This window comes from Methylotenera versatilis 7 (assembly GCF_000799165.1).
In the GTDB taxonomy this organism is placed as follows: Bacteria; Pseudomonadota; Gammaproteobacteria; order Burkholderiales; family Methylophilaceae; genus Methylotenera_A; species Methylotenera_A versatilis_A.
Map to the genome: position 1 here is coordinate 220740 of NZ_JUGF01000001.1, position 18087 is coordinate 238826.

Annotated in this window: 12 protein-coding genes; 8 read left to right on the plus strand and 4 right to left on the minus strand. The window is 44.5% G+C overall.

The genetic code is table 11. The features are described 5' to 3' along the window. Positions 1 to 5 precede the first annotated feature (5 nt). The 8 genes from K370_RS00910 to K370_RS00945 all read left to right on the plus strand — a co-directional run bounded on the left by K370_RS00910 (position 6) and on the right by K370_RS00945 (position 7041). Entirely contained in the window at positions 6 to 1112 is a 1107-nt protein-coding gene (locus tag K370_RS00910; RefSeq protein WP_047537093.1) for a sigma-54 interaction domain-containing protein, read from the plus strand. Between the two features lie 410 nt (positions 1113 to 1522). Next, entirely contained in the window at positions 1523 to 2323 is an 801-nt protein-coding gene (locus K370_RS00915; protein ID WP_047537096.1) for an energy transducer TonB, read from the plus strand. Between the two features lie 43 nt (positions 2324 to 2366). Then, a complete protein-coding gene (locus K370_RS00920) occupies positions 2367 to 3089 on the plus strand; it encodes a MotA/TolQ/ExbB proton channel family protein (RefSeq protein WP_047537099.1) in 723 nt (240 codons plus the stop codon). Further along, on the plus strand, positions 3089 to 3496 hold the full coding sequence (locus K370_RS00925) for an ExbD/TolR family protein (RefSeq protein ID WP_047537102.1): 408 nt from the start codon (positions 3089 to 3091) through the stop codon (positions 3494 to 3496). The genes K370_RS00920 and K370_RS00925 overlap by 1 nt, the downstream gene beginning before the upstream one ends. A 75-nt stretch (positions 3497 to 3571) precedes the next feature. Further along, positions 3572 to 3994 (plus strand): DUF6152 family protein, encoded by a 423-nt coding sequence (locus tag K370_RS00930; protein WP_047537105.1) that lies wholly within the window; start codon positions 3572 to 3574, stop codon positions 3992 to 3994. Between the two features lie 44 nt (positions 3995 to 4038). Then, complete coding sequence (locus tag K370_RS00935; protein ID WP_235272644.1) at positions 4039 to 4866, plus strand: hypothetical protein; 828 nt, start codon at positions 4039 to 4041, stop codon at positions 4864 to 4866. A 51-nt stretch (positions 4867 to 4917) separates the two neighbouring features. Next, entirely contained in the window at positions 4918 to 5934 is a 1017-nt protein-coding gene (locus tag K370_RS00940; protein WP_047537108.1) for a hypothetical protein, read from the plus strand. 93 nt (positions 5935 to 6027) lie between these two features. Next, positions 6028 to 7041, plus strand: coding sequence for a hypothetical protein (locus K370_RS00945; protein ID WP_047537111.1), 1014 nt, complete (start codon positions 6028 to 6030; stop codon positions 7039 to 7041). A gap of 296 nt (positions 7042 to 7337) precedes the next feature. Here the strand turns inward: K370_RS00945 and K370_RS00950 are convergent, their stop codons facing one another. The 4 genes from K370_RS00950 to K370_RS00965 form a co-directional block, all read right to left on the minus strand. Further along, positions 7338 to 10169 (minus strand): TonB-dependent receptor domain-containing protein, encoded by a 2832-nt coding sequence (locus K370_RS00950; protein WP_047537114.1) that lies wholly within the window; start codon positions 10167 to 10169, stop codon positions 7338 to 7340. A 299-nt stretch (positions 10170 to 10468) separates the two neighbouring features. After that, a complete protein-coding gene (locus tag K370_RS00955) occupies positions 10469 to 11860 on the minus strand; it encodes an efflux transporter outer membrane subunit (RefSeq protein WP_052185119.1) in 1392 nt (463 codons plus the stop codon). 5 nt (positions 11861 to 11865) lie between these two features. Beyond that, a complete protein-coding gene (locus tag K370_RS00960) occupies positions 11866 to 14964 on the minus strand; it encodes an efflux RND transporter permease subunit (RefSeq protein ID WP_047537117.1) in 3099 nt (1032 codons plus the stop codon). Next, positions 14961 to 18056 (minus strand): multidrug efflux RND transporter permease subunit, encoded by a 3096-nt coding sequence (locus K370_RS00965; RefSeq protein ID WP_047537120.1) that lies wholly within the window; start codon positions 18054 to 18056, stop codon positions 14961 to 14963. The genes K370_RS00960 and K370_RS00965 overlap by 4 nt, the downstream gene beginning before the upstream one ends. Positions 18057 to 18087 lie beyond the last annotated feature (31 nt).

Below are 18087 nucleotides of genomic sequence, written 5' to 3' on the forward strand. Positions count from 1 at the left end.
CCAAAATGTACGGAATTCACATTGATAGAAAATCTAGCGTAGACACTGCTAGTACGGAATCTGAATGGACAAAAAAGTCTATCATTCAATTCCCGGATCCTCAAAAAATTAGCCTATCAATAAGAGCTAGTGCGCTTATATTTGCGGATGAAAAATCTCAACAGCTATTATCGCTCATTGAAAAAGTCGCGCCTAGCAATGCAACGGCTTTGATTAAGGGTGAGACAGGCACGGGTAAAGAGCTGGTTGCAAGGCATTTGCACAATCTTAGCCCGCGCAGGGAAGGACCATTTGCTGCGATTAATTGCGGCGCATTTTCAGAGGCCTTGGTGGAAAGCGAGCTATTTGGTTATGAGCGTGGTGCTTTTACCGGCGCAGTGGGTTCTAAAAAAGGCTGGTTTGAAACAGCCAATGGCGGTACCTTATTTTTAGATGAAATTGGTGACTTGCCTTTATCTACACAGGTAAAGTTGTTGCGTGTACTGCAGGAAAGGGAGGTCATCCCTATTGGTTCTAGAAGACCAATCCCAATTGATGTCAGGTTGATTGCTGCAACCAACGTAAATCTAACAGAGGCGGTTAAAGCTGGTCGTTTCAGGGAAGATTTGTATTATCGAATTAAAGTCGTGCCGATAGAAATACCTCCTTTGCGAGAGCGTAAGGGCGATATTTTGCCTTTGGTTGAGCATTTTCTTGAGGTGTATCGCAATCGCTTGCACACAACAAAACCCGAGTTAACGCCTGATACCGTGAATAATTTAGTGGATTATCCTTGGCCAGGTAATATTCGCGAGCTTGAAAATGTCATCCATAGGGCATTGCTGGTTTGCGATGGAAGGACATTGAAACCATCTGATTTAAGTTTGCCTAGCATACAGCCAATTATTGAAACGGATGCGGATTATGAGCAAACGACTAACCAAAAGTTAGGAAGTGCTATTAATGAATTAATTCAGCAAGAGCCAGAACAGCTTTATGATTTGTTCCTGAACAAAATTGTGCTGCAAACATATGAGTATTGCAAAAACAATCAGGTGCAGACTGCAAGAGTGCTTGGGATCAGTCGTAATGTGTTACGTGCATTATTAAAGCAATTTGGTCATATTCAATAGACTTCATTATCGTTTGGCATATGCCCGCTTTATTAAAAATAAAGTGGGCTTTTTTGTATCCCTTGTCTTATCACATGAGGCTTTTTTGGGGTGACTTTAGTATTCCGGTAGGCGATAACCGTGCTGTTGATATTGAAGCAAGGCGCTAGATGAGTTGTTTCTCAGGCAACAGCTTCTTTTATTTTTTGAATGAAAATATATGTTAACTAATTGATTTTAAATAATTAATTATATTGGCATAGCGCTTGCTAAATTAAATGTAGATTTAAATAATTTTGTGAAGCGTTAGTCAGTATGTTGAATAAATATTTAGAAAAAAACAAACAAGAAAGCCCATCTTTAATTCATTACTCGGGAGAGAGTCTATTGATTGTAGGTGCATTGGTGTTTAGTCGGTTGGGGTACTAATCATGTCTAGTTCGCTTAGTTCTTATATCGCTACGCCACTGCGAGGTGTAGGCACTATCCAATCAGGCGAGTCGTCAGATCAGCAGGCAGAACGTCTGAAGCTGTTACAACTGCGAGCAGTGAAATCTTATGATAAGGAAGTCAATTCAAGTGCTAAATATTGGTCTGTCGCCGCTATTGTCGGCTTACATGTAGCTTTAATTTCTCTTTACGCTAATCGTGACCAGACGTCACCGGTGCCTATTGCAAAGCATGAAGTGGCTATTGAGTTTATTAAGCCAGAAATTGAGCCACCACCGCCTCCTCCGGTTGAGCCTCCAAAACCACCGCCACCGCCTAAGGTTCAAAAAGCACCACCGCCACCTGCTTTGAGAACGCCTGTGGCAACTCAAGACATTGCGCCTGATGACATCGTTGTACAAGAGAACACCCAGGCGCCAGTTTCCAGTGGGCCAGTGGTGGCAGCTGAAGAGCCAACACCGCCTGCGCCTCCACCTGCACCGGTTGTGGAGGAGCCTGTGACGGAAGCTTCGGCAAATGCTGGGTACTTAAAAAATCCGCCTCCTGAATATCCGGCTAGGGCCACTCAGATGGGCTGGGGAGGAACAGTTATTTTACGTGTGAGAGTGTCCGCAGATGGCAGTACTCAAAGCGTAAGTGTGAAAAAGTCGAGTGGCCACAAAGTGCTGGATGATTCGGCGGTTGCCGCCGTAAAAAAATGGACGTTCGTTCCTTCAAAGCGTGGAAGTACGCCGATAGATGGGTGGGCAACAGTGCCAATTATATTTAATTCTGAACAGTAGTTAATCTAATAAGTAGTTAATTTAAGTAAAGTGAGGTAAGAAAATGTTTAATTTAGATCCAAATGCATCACCAATAGTAGTAGGTGTTTTAGTTTCTCTGATTTTGGCTTCGGTCATTACTTGGACGATTGTGTTACTCAAAACAATTCAAGTGTGGCGCATGCGTCGGCAAAATAATAAATTTCGCGCAGCCTTTTGGGCGGCAAAAGATTTACAGGACGCAGCAAATCTCGAGGGATTCGGCGGGCCGGTTTATCGTGTTGCTCAGGTAGGATTCCACGCATTGAATGAGGCAGATTCTGTTGCAGACTTGCGCCATTCTGGTGATCGCCAGGAAGTACTAGAGCGCTCATTAAGACAGCAAATTCAAAAAGAGCGTGTTACGCGTGAAAGTGGATTAGTGGTGTTAGCCAGTATTGGTAGTACGTCACCATTTATTGGTTTGTTTGGTACGGTTTGGGGCATTATGCATGCGCTGACAGGTATCAGCAAGGCGGGAAGTGCGAGCCTGGATGTGGTTGCTGGCCCAATTGGCGAAGCTTTATTGGCGACAGGTGTTGGTATCGCGGTGGCTGTGCCTGCTGTGCTTGCTTACAACTTTTTCTTAAGACGTTTAAAAACTAGTAGCAATAATCTGGATGATTTTGCTGAAGACTTAATCAAAGTGTTGCGTCGTGTTTCATATCGCAAAGTAGTCGACGCCAATGGTAAGGCTGATGCTTCTAGTGCCGGCGTAGTACATACATTAAAAGGAGCAGTTGCATAATGGCTTTTTCCTCTCAAAGTGATGGTGATGAAGTGATGAGTGAAATCAACGTCACGCCATTGGTGGATGTGATGTTGGTTTTATTGGTGGCATTTATTGTGACCGTGCCAGTGATGACTAATGCAATTCAGGTTAACTTGCCTAAAACAGCGGCTACAAAGCCGCCTGAGCCTAGTAAGCCTATTACGATCAGTGTGAATGCTGAAGGCAATGCTTTTATTAATCAAACTCAGGTCGAGTTGCCTCAGCTTGAGACAGAGTTAATTGCACGACAAGCGACTAATCCTGAACAAGTTTATCACCTGAGTTCCGATGAATCTGTGAAGTATGGCAGTGTGGCTAAAGTGATGGCGGTAATTGAGCGTTCTGGTATTACAAAGCTGGCAGTGTTAACTCAGAATCAATAACCATTAGTACAGATCGTTAATCAGATTAATTTCAACATTTTGCACAATAATATTTTAATAGTTAGGGAAAAATAAATGTCTCGTAAAACAATAGTAGCAGGCGCGTTAGCAGTTCTGGGTGTGGTCGTCAGTACGCTGCCAGCAAATGCGCACCACGCATTCTCAGCTGAATTTGATGCGGCACAGCCGATTAAAGTAAAGGGCATCGTAACCAAATTTGAGTTAGTTAACCCGCATAGCTGGTTATATATTGATGTGACTGGTCCAGATGGCAAAGTGACTCAATGGGGTTTTGAGTTCGGTGCGCCATTTGGCTTGAAAGAAAAAGGCATCACCAAAAAAACATTAGCGGTGGGTACGGAAATCACTATTAATGGTTACAAGGCGAAAAATGACCAGAATTTTGGCTATGCAGTTGAAAGTACGCTAGCAGATGGCCGAACCATTAAAACCGGTGGCGCTCAAGATGCTCCAGCAGCTCAGCCAGCAACCAATTAATAAAAATAACTTACGCTATCAATGCAGATAACTGGAGAAATTTCTTGAATACATTACGCTTGAATACATTACAAAGGTACAGACCTGCTAAGTTTAAAAAGGTCGGCTCCGCGTTGCTATTACTACTAGCTGTTTTTACGTTTTCATTAGTCGCACCAAGCGCTGATGCACATGACAATAAAAAAATACCGCGCTTAGCAAATGGTAAGCCAGATTTTTCTGGAATATGGCAGACAACCAGTGCGGCAGATTATGATTTGGAGCCTCACTCTAATCGTAAAGACGCACCTCCAGGCCCCGGTATTGTAGAGGGCGGTGAAATCCCTTACTTGCCCAAAGCCTTAGTGCAAAGAAAGAAAAACTTTGAAAATCGCGCTACGGATGACCCGGCATTAAAAGGCTATACCTTGGGCGTGCCTCGTGCTGTGTATTATCCAGAGCCATTCCAGATTTTTCAACGTGCACGTGATTTAACTGTGGTGCCTCAATTTGGTCATTCAGTACGGACTATTCATACCAATAATACCGAGCATCCAGAAGATCCTAATGACTGGTGGTTAGGCGATTCAAGAGCTAAATGGGAAGGCGATACTTTAGTTGTTGATGCAAAGCATTTTAATGATAAAACATGGCTGGATCGTTCAGGTAACTTCCATAGTGACGCATTGCAAGTGGTTGAGCGTTGGAAATTTCTTGACCCTAACACGATTGAATACAAGGCAACTCTAACCGATGAGCAGGTTTTCAGTAAGCCATGGAATATCAGCGTTATTTTGCACCGTCATCGTGAAAAGAATTTTCAGTTGATTGAAGATTACCGCTATACCCTAGATTATGACCAATACTATCCACCAAAACCGGATCAGAAATAAGGCATATATGCCTCTGAATATCGCATCCTTTAAGAATAAAATGAGGACAATATGAATAGCAATTTAAGAAAACGGCAAAGAGCGTTTTCTACCTTGATATTGGGTGCTTTAATTAGCGCTTCGCTAGTAAGTGTTGCGGCAGATGAAAATGTAACGCCCTCAGCACAAGAGAAAAAATCTGTAACCAAGCCCGTAGAAACTGCCCCTCCTACACAAACCAGAAGACCGCGTGAAAAATCATTTCCCAAGATTGCTTCAGGTAAATGGACTGGGCCGCGTTTAGCTGACGGACAGCCGGATGTGAGTGGTTTCTGGTCTAACACTATCGGTAACCATGGTAATTTGACTGATCCACAAGGTGGCGTTATCGGTGAGGCCAGACGAACACCGTTAGGGCCGAGAGAGCAGCGTGCACCTAGCCGCGTGAGCGATCCTGCCGATGGTCAGTTTCCATTCCAGCCGTGGGCTTTAGCTAAAGTAAAAGATTTTCAGGTAGGGTTTCACAATCCTACTTACCCTGGGCATGTAGAGCCAAATGCACGTTGCGCGCCAGGCGGAGTGCCGAAATCTTTGTACTGGCATGGCTATGATATTTTGCAATATCCAGGCTATGTGGTGTTCGTGTTTGATAACGGCTCACGCATTATCCATTTGGACGAAAAGAAACCTCATTTGCCAGAAAAGCTTAAATTGTGGAATGGTGACTCGCGTGGTCATTGGGAAGGCAATACTTTAGTTGTCGATGTAAAAAATCACAATGGCAAAGCGTTGTTTGGACGTTCTGGCGAGTTCATCAGTGAGAACGGTACCATTCAAGAAAAATACATTTTTGCTAATGATGGTGCGCGTTATAACTATGAGGGCACCTTTACCGATCCAACGGTTTATACGCGGCCATTTACCATCACAATACCTGCCATTAAATACACTAAAGCGGAAGAAACCGATGGCTGGAATCTAGAGGCGCGCTGGGCAAAACATACTGGTAAAACACAAATCCTGGAGCACGATGAGCGTATTTGCCATGAAAATAACGGCGGCTTTGGGTTAGGTTCTGCACAGAAATAATCATTTACAAATAATTGCGTAGTAACTACCAATTATAAATTTAAGTAAATGTACCGTTAATCATTGAGTGAACTGAATACGATAAGAGGAATTATGAAAAATAATGTAAGTCATCTCAAGCTAAAGCTTAACATTAAGAATTTGGTGATATTGGCTATCGCCACTGCGCCTTTGATGGCAGTCTCAGCGGATGATGCTAAAGCGAAAGAAGCAAAGCCACAACAGCAACCTGTTGCAGCCCAACAGGCTGACGGGCCAAATTATAGAAATGAGGCATCGTTTCCAAAAATTGCTTCAGGAAAATGGACTGGCCCGAAATTAGCCGATGGTCAGCCTGATATCAGCGGTCATTGGTCTAATACGATAGCAAACCATAATAACTTTACAGACCCACAAGGCGGTATTCCTAATGACCCGGCGCCACGCCGTACGCCATTAGGTAAGCGTGAGGATCGTGCGCCTAGTCGTGTCAGTGATCCTGCAGATGGACAAGTGCCATTTCAGCCTTGGGCATTAGAAGAAGTTAAGAAGTTTCAGGTAGGGTTTCATAACCCAACCGAACCGAAGTATATTGAACCTTTAGCCCGTTGCGCGCCATGTGGCGTACCAAAGTCTTTTTATTGGCATGGTTACGAAATTGCGCAATACCCAGGTTATGTATTGTTTGTTTTTAACAATGGCACCCGTATTATCCACTTAGATGGCAAGCCGCATTTACCAGAGAAAGTTAAATTGTGGAATGCAGATTCACGCGGTCATTGGGAGGGTAACACCTTAGTTGTCGATGTTAGAAACCACAATGGCAAAGCTCTGTTTGGTCGCTCTGGTGAATTTATCAGTGAGAACGGTACTATCCAAGAGAAGTATATTTTCTCTAGCGATAGAAAACGCTTTAATTATGAAGCGGTATTTACTGATCCAACAGTTTATACGCGTCCATTCACTGTGACGATTCCAGCAAGACAATGGACATATGAAGATAAACCGAATGGCTGGCATTTTGAAGCGCGCTTAGCAAAACATGCTGGCAAAGAGCCGATTGTAGAGCGGGAAGAGCGCATTTGTGCTGAAAACAATGGTGGCTTTGGATTAGGCGCACGTAAGTAATAATTAGTATTATCTAAAAAACGCTGTGGTCATTTTGGCTACAGCGTTTTTTGTTGCCTGTCACAAATTTTATTATCTACTCAGTTTTATCATCCTTACCTTCTAATGATTAAATAAGCATAATTACCCCAAAGGCCTGCGCATTGTTTTCAGATTTTCCAGTGACGGATATTGAGAGCGATTGATACTGCTGGCAGTATCAGTTCAAATTGCTAGGTTGATTGTGCGTCCAAACAAAAAAACCATGGCCAATTAAGGTCATGGTTTTTTATCAAACAATTATAGTTTTATGTGAATTACAATTTACTGCTGAAAACCACGCCAACCCAACGTGGAAGGCTGGGTGTGTAACTACTAAAGCCTTCAACATTATATTCCTTGTTTAACGCGTTTTTAGCGATGAAATTCAAATCAAACAATTTATCTTGTCTGCCGATACCTACACCTAAATCTAAAATGCCATAAGCATCCAATTTGTCATATGACGAACGGCTTCTTAATTGCGAAGCGCTGTATGAGTAGTTAGCATTGGTATGGAAAACCCAGTTACCAAAAACCGGTAAATTGTAGTCCACACCTAGATTGGCAGAGAATTTAGGCGCAAATGTTAAAGTTTCACCTTTTGCGTTAGAGAATCGAGGGTTTGTGCCAGTGGTATTCTCCTCACTTGGCCTTGCAAGGAAAATATCTTTTGAATATCTGGCATCATTATAGGCAGCCGCCAATCTGATGTTGAAATGGTCAAAGCCACTATAGTTAGCATCGACTTCAATACCTTTAACTCTCACGCCAGGCACGTTACCAACAACACTCTGGAATTGAATGCTATCGGCTAGAGGCACTCCTGGGTTTGATGCTTGAAATGCCGCAGTAGCAACTGGGTCTACAACACCAACTGTTGATTGAAAGTCTTTAATATCATTTAAAAACACGTCAGCATTAACAGTTAAGGTTTTTTCAAATAAATTAGTTCTAATCCCCAGTTCATAACCTTTGGTTTTCTCTTTATCAATTAAATTAGATTCACCAGCAGTATTGATTTGAGCAATACCGGCTTTTTCACCATATTGCAATGTGCCATATACCGTTAAATCTTCATTGAATTTGTTGGTCAGGCTGACATTTGCACTATTGATATTGTCATTCCAGGTTCTATCTGCATTTTTAATGTTGTAAAGAGAGTTAGGTTGTAAAGTTGCATTTCTTACAACAGTCGCTTGCTTAAGTTGAGTACGTTGTGGCGCTGTTAGCCCAGCATATGTAGTACCAGTACCAAAATATCTACTGGCCAGGCGATCTGCAGCAGCTGTGGCTTCTGGAGTTGTGGGATCTGGTAGCGTAGCAAGTGTCGTGCCGTTACCAAATGCATTTGTAAGGTCTGCACCAACGCCTTTATCCGCAAGAAAAATACCTTGTGCCGTTTTGCGGTCTTCCTTAGAGATACGGTAACCGGTTGTTAGCGTCAGTGGCTCGGTGATGTGCCAGTCTGCTTGACCAAATAATGCCGTACTTTGGTTTTTAACAATAGTTTGCGTATTTTTATATGCCAGATTGAGTGAGTCTTTAAGTAATGCTTGCCCAGTACCAGAAGCATAAAGTGCATTGTAAATAGTGTCGTTGGCTTGAAAAGCACCAGCATCGTTACCGTAACGTGTGCGAGAGTTGGAGTCGTTATCTGTTTCTATAAAGTAAACACCTCCAAGGTAGTCAACTAAACTGTTTTTATCAGGCGCTGAGGACACACGCAGTTCTTGGCTAATTTGGCTGTACGCTGTGATATAGCCACCACTTTTGGTGATGTCGTATGGTGTGCCTTCATCATTTGCAGCACTAAACCAATGGCTACGGTAACCAGTAATCGATTTAAGATTATGGCCTGCCACATTCCAGTCTAAGTTAATGGTTGCACCTTTGGAGCCAGTGATAATGCCGCCATTATTATCCACATTGGTGGGGTCTTTAAAGTAATCTGTAGCAGGATTCCAAGTAGTGGGGCTATTGTTAAACCATTGACGATTAACATATTTGTTGTAAGCAACATCCACACTGGCCGCTGAACGGGCCGTTCCGTCAGTGAAAGTTCTGGGTTCAGGATGTCTGACCGTATTGCCGTTAACAAACTCTGAGCCTCTAGGTTGATGCTCTACACTTAATTTTGCACTAAAATTTTCTGTAGGCGTTAGCAGGAACTGAATGCGTCCAAAAGTACGATCCACATTCTGATAACTATCTCTACCGTCTAAGTCTGGAAACTGGTTTTCAAATTTCTTGGAAGTAGGGCCATCGGCTTGCTCACGATAAAACGTACCGCGCCAAGCTAGTAAGTTATCAACAACAGGGCCGCCTAATACTGCAGATGAGCGCAGAGTGTTCCAATCACCGAATGTTTGTGAAAAATTAGCTTCTGGCGTAAAAGTAGGCGCCTTAGTTGTAAATGTAAGGCGACCAATATTGGAAGCTTTACCACCCTGCGTACCTTGTGGGCCGCGTGTGGCATCAATGGTGTCAATGTCGGTAAATATATAACCATTGACAAGTGGAGTGTAAGCGATACTCACACCATCAAGCAAAGTACCAATTGATGGATCAATTTGGTCGCTAGAGCCTGTAGTGATGCCGCGTAGGGTGAGTGAACCTGTACGTGAGTTGCCATAGTTAAAGTTTACGTTACCAATGCGACGTAAAACTTCTGTGGTATTAGTTGCATTTAGGCTATCAAGCTCTTCACCACTGACAATAGAGACTGATGTTGGAACATCTTTTATCTTTTCAAGCACCGGTTTCTTTTTGAATTTTACAATGATTGCATCAAGTGCCGATGGCTCTTGAGTGGCTGCGGTATTTTCTTGAGGTTCTGCTTTATCTTCTGTAGTAGCAGCTGTATTTGTTGAGTTATCCGTGCTACTTGCCGGCTTGCTAGCTAATTGTTTTTTTAAATTGTCATTCTCAGTTTTAAGCTGCTCTAATGCTTTTTGTAATTCTGCTAATGCTTGGTCATCAGCTGCATAAGCAGGTAGTGACGACAAGTTAGTGAGGCTGGCAATCGCAATGGCTATGGCAGTACGGCGAAATGTTATTTGCTGTTTTTTCCCTTTATTAAGTATCTTTTCCCTGAAGTGTTTGCTCATTTATTTGCTTTCTAAATAATGTGAATGGTTGGTCTTGTTCACATCACTAAGTGCAATATGTATGCCACTGAAAAACTTAAAATATAAATGGGGTATTAATATTTAATTTGTTTGTAACTACATGTTTATAAATAACTATTGGTGTTTTTTTGATGATAATTCGTTAGATAAATCTATCTAATAAAAATGGTGATTGTTTTAATATAAACAACTTAACAGCAAGCTGTTGTAGTTAATACAGAGGGTGATAGGGGGGTATCCTATCAAGATGTAGATGATTAAACCGCAAATCTAAACAGTTAAAACTTACCCCCCAGTGCTGTCATTAAACCTACGCTGGCATTGAGTCTTCTGCCGATAATCGATAATGCATTACGTTCTGCATTCAACGCGGTCGATTGTACGATCACTACGCTTTGATATTCGCTGATACCAGCGCGATAACGATTTTCCGTTTGCTCTACAGCTTCGCGCGCAAATCGTACAGCAGTTTCTTGTTCTTTGGATTCTGCCTCTAAAATTCTTAGTAACGCTAAATTATCTTCAACTTCCTGAAAGCCGCTTAAAACAGTTTGCTTGTAATTTGCAACGTTTGCATCGTAATTAGCGATGGCAGCCTCTGTCTGTGATTGACGTAGCTGGTTATCAAAAATAGGGCCAGCCAGTGCCGGACCTAGCGACCAAATCCTATTTGGCAAGGATAATAAGTGAGCAATACTTGAGCTCTCAAACGCTAAGCTTGCGCCTAGGTTTAATGTGGGGAATAGGGCGGCTCTGGCAATACCAATCTGCGCATTGGCTTCTGCGATACGGCGTTCTGAAGCAGAAATATCCGGGCGTCTTTCCAGTAAGCTAGAAGGCAAGCTTGCTGGAATGGCCGGAAGCTTGATGCTCGTCATGTTGTCAAATGGGCTGGATGGTAATACGAAATCGGCAGGCGGGCGGCCAAGGAACACAGCGATAGCATGTTCTAACTGGCTTCTGGCTGCAGATATATCAATGGATTGCGCACGTGTTGTCCTCAGTTGCGCTTCTGCCTGTGCGATTTCTGTACGCGATGCCAAGCCGACGTTGTAACGATTAATGGTTAATTTTAGCGACCTATCAAAGCTTTCTGCGGTGTTATCCAGTAATTTTTTCTGTGAATCTAAAATGCGTAATTGAAAGTAGTTTTGCGCAACATTGGCTTGTACCAATAAACGCACTGCTTCTAAGTCTGCGGCGCTGGCATTAGCATTGGCCTCACCCGCTTCAATGCTTCTTTTAATGCGTCCCCACAGGTCTATTTCCCAATTGGCACTGATACCGATATTGTTGTCCGTGCGTGCACTTGCGCGACCATTTTGACTACGCGTGATGGCACCACCACCGTCCACCGCTGGCAAAAGTGGCGCACGCGCACCTTTTGCCAACGCTTGTGCTTGCCGGTAATTGGCCTCTGCAATCTGGATTGAATTGTTGGCTTGATTGGCTTCTGCAATTAAATTGTTCAGCGTGGTATCGCCATATAGCTGCCACCAATCTTGGGTGATATTGGGTTGGCCCGGTTCGGCCGTTTTCCAGCCTTCGTATTCTGCAGACTCTTTATAAGTGGCGGGTATGGCAACGCTAGGGCGCGTGTAATCTTGCCAAACACTGCAACCACTTAAAAAAATGGTAGCGATAATACAACTGATTTTTCGATGGTGCATAGTGGTTAACTACTTGATAAAAGATTGGATGCTAATGTTGGTTTTGATGAAGCAGGTTGTAGCCTTAAGCGTAAATGTTCTAAATAAATGTATACAACCGGCGTGGTAAAAAGCGTGAGAATCTGGCCAAGAATAAGCCCCCCAACGATAGATATGCCTAATGGTTGCCGAATTTCGGCACCATCGCCCACACCAAGCAACAATGGCAGCGCACCCAGTACAGCAGCAAAGGTGGTCATTAAGATAGGCCTGAATCGTTGACTGCAAGCCAGCTGAATCGCTTTCTCTGGAGTAAAACCATGTTCTTTTTCGATTAATTGAGCGGCATCAATCATCATAATGGCGTTTTTCATCACAATACCAATCAGCAGAATGATGCCAATCATGGCAATAATGGTTAACTCGCTTTTGAATAATAGTAAGGCCAGCAATGCCCCGATGCCTGCTGAAGGTAGTGTGGAAATAATGGTAATGGGATGAATCGTGCTTTCATACAATATGCCCAGCACAATGTAGATAGTAATCAGGGCTGTGAGAATCAACCACGGTTGACTATCTAATGAAGCTTTAAATGCTTTTGCTTTTCCTGCAAAAGCACCGTGAATGCTATCTGGCGGGTTTAGCTTGGTAAACGTTTCCTCAATCGCTTGTGTTGCAGTGTCCAGCGCGTAGCCAGGCGCGATATTGAATGAGATGGTTGCTGCGGCAAATTGCCCTTCATGATTGATAGAAAGCGGCGTATTTTGAAGTTCCCATCGGCTAATGGTAGACAGCGGAATTCGTGCATTATTGCTGGTTGTCAGGTAAATCTGGTCTAATGATTTTGGCCCTTGCGCAAACTCAGAGGCGAATGTCAGTACCACATAATACTGGTTGAGCGGCTCATAGATCGTAGAGGCTAGCCGCTGGCCAAACGCATTATTTAATGCTGTATCGATTTGCACCTGCGTGATGCCAAAACGAGAAGCGGCATCTCGATCGACAATGAGATTGGTTTGCAGGCCTTTGTCTTGTGCATCGCTTGTGACATCCACCAGCTGAGGTAATTTAGATAGTGCATCCGTTAACCGCGGGATGTAAATGCTTAAATCACTCACTTCATTAGAGAGCAAAGTGTATTGATATTCTGCAGAGCCCGGCCTTACACCAATACTAAATTCTTGTTGCGGGTTAAGGCGTAGTGTCGCGCCCGGGACTTTTTCAAGTTTTGGTCTAAGTCTGGCCACAATTTCTTGCGCGGAAGCATCGCGTTCCGAGCGCGGTTTTAAGCGAATGTTCATGCCTCCGGTATTTGATTGGCCGCCACCAAATCCACCCGTATTTTCAAAATAGGCATCCACATCAGGGTCTTCTGCAATGATGCGCATGAATTGATTCACTTTTTCACGCATGGCCCAGAATGAGATATTTTGATCGCCTTGAAAGTAGCCCTGAATGCGCCCTGTATCTTGCATAGGGAAAAATCCTTTAGGCACAATCGTGTAGAGGTATACATTGATCAGTACCACGACGGCCAACATGCAAACGGTGAATAAACGAAATCGGATAACCCAAACCAAGGCGCGTTGATAGGCTTTAAGTGGGATATCGAATAGATTTTTTAACCAAGTCGCCAGCCAGTTTTCTTGTGTGTGAGGCTTAAGTAGTTGTGAGCAAAGCATTGGCGTTAAAGTGAGGGATACCATCAGCGAAATCACGACAGCGCTGGCTAGTGTAATTGAGAACTCCCGGAACATACGCCCGACAACGCCACCCATAAACAGCAGAGGTATAAATACAGCGACCAAGGATGCACTCATGGCGATAACGGTGAACGATACCTCTCTCACTCCCTTAAACGCTGCCTGCAATGGCTGCATACCATTTTCAATATGCCTGATAGTGTTTTCTACCACTACAATGGCATCATCCACTACAAACCCAGTTGAGATGATCAAGGCCATTAGGGATAAGTTATTTAAGCTAAAGCCACAAAGATAAATGACGGCTAATGTGCCTAATAATGAAATAGGGATGGCAATGCTAGGGATCAGTGCGGCGCGTGCGTTGCGCAGAAAAATAAAGGTAATCAATATGACCAGTGCAATAGAAATCATCAGGGTGATTTCTACTTCATGCAATGAGCTACGCACGATCTGACTTCGGTCAATAATCACATCCATTTCAACGCCTGCTGGCAGCAGCGGCTTTAATCTTGGAATCAGTGCTTTAATCGCATCGGTTGTCTCAACTAGGTTAGCACCGGGTATGCCGTTAATCATCAATACCACACCAGGCCTGCCATTGACGCTACCTGAGCTTCTCAACTCTTGAACGGAATCTTTTATTTCGGCGACATCTTTCAGCCGAATCGGTGCCGCGTTTCGCCAAGCGATGATGAGATCTGAATAATCCGATGCACGTCTTGCTTGGTCATTGACGTCAATCTGCCAACGACGCTGTGCATTTTCTACAAACCCCTTAGGTAAGTTTGCATTGGCCGCTGCAATTGCAGTTCGTACTTGTTCTAACGTGACATTGTATTGATTGAGCACAGTAGGATTGATTTCGACACGTACAGAACGCAGTGCACTGCCATTCACATTGACCATACCCACGCCATCTACTTGAGAGATGCGCTGGCCAAGCAGGGTAAATGCAATGTCATATAGTTGCGGCTGACTGTAAATATCGGAAGTGAGCGCAATATACATAATCGACATTGGGCCGCTTTTGCGATAGCTCGGATTGCTCTGCAGGCCAGCGGGTAACAATGTTCTAGAGGCATTGATGGCTGCTTGTACATCACGTGCTGCGCCGTCTGCATCACGCTCTAAATCAAACTGTAAGCTAATACGCGTTTGGCCTTTGTTGCTGCTGGATGTCATCTCGTTAACGCCAGCAATATTGCCAAGTGCACGTTCTAATGGCGCAGCTACCGATGAGGCAACGGTCTCAGCGCTTGCGCCCGGTAAACGCGCATTCACGTCGATACTCAGCATTTCTACTTGCGGCAGTGATGCGATAGGTAAAGCAAAAAAGGCTGCTATCCCAGGCAATGCCAAAGCGGCAGCCAGTAGTGATGTGGCGACTGGCCGGCGAATAAAGACAGCAGACCAACTCATGCAACTGCCTTTGTTAAATCAATATCACTACTTTTTTTGGTAAAGCGTTTAGCAATACGGTCAAACGTGAGATAGATGACTGGCGTGGTGAATAGTGTCAGTAGCTGGCTCAACAATAGGCCACCGATCATGGCAATGCCAAGTGGCTGACGCAGCTCAGAGCCTGGGCCATCACCCAATACCAACGGCACAGCACTTAACAGTGCTGCCAGAGTCGTCATTAAAATAGGCCTAAAGCGCAGTAAACACGCCTGGTAGATGGCATCCAGTGGCGATAGCTTTTGCTCGCGTTCTGCCTCTAACGCAAAGTCAATAATCATGATGGCATTTTTTTGCACGATACCAATCAATAACACAATGCCGATGATGGCAATCACACTGAGCTCTTTGCCCATCACCATTAATCCCAATAGCGCACCCACACCTGCCGATGGCAGCGTGGATAAGATAGTCAGCGGGTGGATATAGCTTTCATACAATATGCCCAGCACGATATACATGGTGATGACCGCAGCAATGATTAAGAATAACTCATTGGATAATGCTGCTTTAAAGGCAGATGCTGCACCCTGAAAACGTGTGATCACCGTTGGCGGAATGCTGATTGTTTTCGTCGCGCGCTCAATCGCTTGTACGGCGTCACCCAAGGCATAGCCGGGCGCTAAGTTGAACGCGATTTCGGCAGAGGGTAATTGGTCCTCACGGTATTCAACCAAAGTGGCAGATTTTTGCGTAATTGTGGCAAAGCTGCTTAAGGGTACTTGGTTACCATTGCTTGAGCTGACATACACATGTTGCAATGCTTCTAACCCTGACAGCTCGGTTTTTTGTACTTCTAAAATCACACGATATTGGCTGGCGTGGGTAAATATAGTCGACACAATGCGCTGGCCAAAAGCGCTATACAGGGCATTGTCCACGTCAGCCATGCTAATGCCTAAGCGTCCTGCACTATCCCTGTCGACTTCAATTGCTGCACGCAAACCGTCGTTTTGTTGATTGCTGGCAACGTCGACCAGCTCTGACAATTGGCTTAGATTCTCCACTAACTTAGGCACTGTATCTGCCAGTGCGGCTGGGTCTGTGCTTGTGACTAGGTATTGATATTGCGTTCGGCTGATGCGGTCGCTTAAGGTCAGATCTTGCACTGGTTGCATGTGCAATTTGATATCAGAAATATCACTGACGGCTGCATTCAGTCTTTGAATGATCTCCGTCGCCGTTTCGGTGCGCAGTGGATAAGACTTTAAGTTAATCAGCAAGCGGCCGCTATTCAAAGTGGTATTCACGCCGTCAATGCCCACTACGGAAGAAATACTTTCTACTGCAGAGTCACTGAGTAATGTATCTACCAATACTTCTTGGCGTTTGCTCACAACAGTAAACGATGCCGAAGCTGGCGCTTCTGTCATCGCTTGAATCACGCCAGTATCTTGCACAGGGAAAAATCCTTTGGGGATTACCAACGTGAGTATGACGGTTAATACAAAAGTTGAAATCGCCAACAACAAGACCAGACTTTGGTGACCTAATCCCCATTGTAGCCACTTGGCATAATGCTTAATGACGCGCGCAAGCAGGCCGTTTTCTTGTTTATGCTCTTTAGCGGGAGAGGTTGATTTAAGTAGTCTGGCGCATAACATGGGCGTGAGTGTTAACGACACAACCGCAGAAATCAAAATGGCGACAGCAAGTGTGATTGCGAATTCACGGAATAAGCGGCCAACCACATCGCCCATAAACAGTAGGGGGATCAATACAGCAATTAGAGAAAAGGTAAGCGAAATAATGGTAAAGCCAATTTGCTTAGAGCCTTTTAACGCAGCATCAAAGGGTGTTTCGCCTTCTTCAATATGCCGCGCAATGTTTTCAATCATCACAATGGCGTCATCCACCACAAAGCCAGTGGCAATGGTCAGCGCCATCAGTGTAAGGTTGTTAATGCTAAAGCCAGCCAGATACATCACACCAAAAGTGCCGACCAGTGATAACGGCACGGCAAGACTGGGAATCAATGTGCCAGATGCCGTGCGTAAAAACAGAAAAATCACCATGACCACCAGCGCGATTGCCAGAAACAACTCAAACTGAACGTCTGCCACAGAGCTGCGAATAGTATTGGTGCGGTCCGTGAGTTGTATCACGTTAACATCTGCTGGCAAGCCCGCTTTAAGCGATGGCAGTAGGTTGCCAATACGGTCTACTACCTCAATCACATTGGCGCCCGGCTGGCGCTTGATGTTGATCAGTATGGCTTGCGATTGATTCGCCCATGCTGCGATATAAGCATCTTCCTGCGCCTCTTTAACTTCTGCGACATCGCTCAAGCGAATAGGGCGGTCAGCGATGTTCGCAACAATCAGCTGGCGGTATTCATCTGCGGTTTTAAGCTGGCTATTGGCTTCTAATTCATATGCCAATTTAGGGCCATCAATATTGCCTTTGGCTTGGTTGGAGTTGGCACCACCAATCACGGTTCGAATATCATCAAAACCAAGCCCATAAGCAGCTAATGCAGTTGGATTCACTTGAATACGAATAGCCGGGCGCTGGCCGCCATCAATACTCACTTGCCCTACGCCTGACACTTGCGCGATTTTCTGCGACATGCGTGTATCGATTAAGTCGCGTAATTTGGGCAAACTTAACGTTTTGGAGCTGACTGCCAGTGTCAAAATCGGTGCATCCGATGGGTTTACTTTATTGTAAATCGGCGGGGTTGGTAAATCGGTAGGTAAAAAACTAGTGGCGGCATTAATGGCTGCTTGTACAGATTGCACCGCGACATCCAGCGTATTTTTAAGAGTAAATTGCAAAGTAATCACGGATGCGCCGCCAGAGCTGGCGGATGACATATGTGCAAGGCCCGACATGGAGCCGAATTGTCGCTCCAGAGGCGCTGTCACTGTCATGGCCATGACTTCTGCACTGGCGCCTGGATATAAGGTCACTACCTGAATAACGGGATAATCCACTTGCGGTAAAGCTGCTTTGGGCAGCAAGTTGTAAGCCAACACGCCAGATAGAAAAATGGCAATCATCAGCAAAGCAGTAGCGACAGGCCGCAGGATAAAAATTCTGGAAGGATTCATTGCAGCGGGTTTGCTCTAAAGGGTAGTGATT